Source organism: Deltaproteobacteria bacterium (assembly GCA_030654105.1).
Classification (GTDB): Bacteria; Desulfobacterota; SM23-61; order SM23-61; family SM23-61; genus JAHJQK01.
In genome coordinates this window covers 1-1,429 of the sequence record JAURYC010000233.1, presented here as the reverse complement: position 1 = coordinate 1,429, position 1,429 = coordinate 1, and the positions used below count along the sequence as shown (strand labels likewise).

The following is a 1,429-nucleotide window of genomic DNA, read 5'->3' as shown; positions in this document are numbered from 1 at the left end:
AGAACGCCCAGATAGCCAGTGCGATCAGAAAAGCGAAGATGAAGAAACCGCTGGGGTTGCTGATATCAAGCACGGGTGTCGAGGACATTCTGGTCTAAAACCACAGGCCGTTGTCGCCATGGGTGATGCCCGCCAAAACTTTTTCCATGAGATAGAACACGATCACCGCCAGCGCCAGATTCACCAGGGCAAAGTAGTCACTGCGCAACCGGACAAAAAAAGGACCGACGATGACCGACACGGCCAGCCCCCCCAGAATCCCTATCAGGATGCCGATGTACGGGTTGGTGCCGAAATAATAGAGATAAAAAGCGGTTGCATATGCGCCTACCGCCAAGTAGGCCGGCTGACCGAAGGAAATAAACCCGACCCGCCCCAAAAGGAAGCTGCAGCCCATGGTGTAGATGGAAAAAATAATGATCTCGTTCACGAAGGGCAGGGGCAGGAATACCCTTAACACGCCCAACAGTAAGAATGCCAGCAGGATGCCCCACCACCATCTAAACATATTCGCCATGGGAAATTCCCTCTTCAATCCATCGCATTATGGCAATTAAAGATACTGTTCACAGATGTTGGCCTTGATGGATTCCTTGTCGGTGAGTTCGGTGACGATGCGTCCCTCCTTGAGGGCGTATATCTTGTCCGATATGGCGCACACTAAGGGCAGGTTTTGTTCCACGATCACCAGCGCCGTTTTTTTGCTAAGTTCCTTAAAAACGTTTTTCAGGTGGGCAACGATGCTGGGGGCCAAGCCCTCGGTGGGCTCATCAATCAGCAAAACTTTAGGGTTGCCCAGCAAGGCTCTGCCGATCATCAGCATCTGACGTTCACCACCGCTCAGGTACCCGCCCTTGCGATCCATGAGTTGCTTCAGTCTGGGAAAATAGTCGGTCACCTGATCCCAGTTGTAATCTTTTGTGGCGTAGCTGCCCAGCTCCAGGTTTTCCCTGACCGTCAAATCCGAAAAAACTTTTTTGTCTTGGGGAATGTATTTGAGCCCCATTTTGGCGATATCGTAGGACATCAGGCCGATCAGGTCGTTGTCGTTAAAGGTGATCGATCCCGAGGTCGGCTTCAGGAATCCGGCAATGCTCTTGAGCAGGGTGGTTTTGCCGGCTCCGTTGCGACCCACGCAGGTCACCACCTGGCCCGGCACTATCCCGAGATCAATATCGAACAAAACCTTCGCTTCACCGTAAGAAACATTCAGGCCTCTGACCGCCAGTATTTCGCCGTTATTCATCGTCGTGAACTCCGTTTGTGCAGGCGTGCCCGGTTCCCTCGGCAGAGGCGTCGATCTGCCAGTAGCTTCTGCGCACCTCCGGGTCCCGGAGACATTCCTCATATCCGCCGTCGGCAATGATTTTGCCATCATGCATGACGGTGAGTCTCTCCAGGAAATCTTCCACCTGGGAAATTTTGTGCT

3 protein-coding genes are annotated in these 1,429 nt (G+C 52.8%); all 3 read right to left on the bottom strand.

The window, feature by feature from the left end; all coding sequences use genetic code 11:
* Positions 1-94 precede the first annotated feature (94 nt).
* Positions 95-508: a hypothetical protein gene (locus Q7V48_09850; GenBank protein ID MDO9211033.1), complete on the bottom strand. Its 414-nt coding sequence runs from the start codon at positions 506-508 to the stop codon at positions 95-97.
* Between the two features lie 45 nt (positions 509-553).
* A complete protein-coding gene (locus Q7V48_09845) occupies positions 554-1,246 on the bottom strand; it encodes an ABC transporter ATP-binding protein (protein ID MDO9211032.1) in 693 nt (230 codons plus the stop codon).
* Positions 1,239-1,429: hypothetical protein (locus Q7V48_09840; GenBank protein MDO9211031.1), on the bottom strand; the 191-nt coding region annotated here is incomplete at its 5' end. The genes Q7V48_09840 and Q7V48_09845, both read right to left, overlap by 8 nt.

Excerpts from the sequence above, each read along its gene's own strand:
- Q7V48_09850 (MDO9211033.1), bottom strand. The coding sequence starts at position 508 with ATGTTTAGATGGTGGTGGGGCATCCTGCTGGCATTCTTACTGTTGGGC.
- Q7V48_09845 (MDO9211032.1), bottom strand. The coding sequence starts at position 1,246 with ATGAATAACGGCGAAATACTGGCGGTCAGAGGCCTGAATGTTTCTTAC.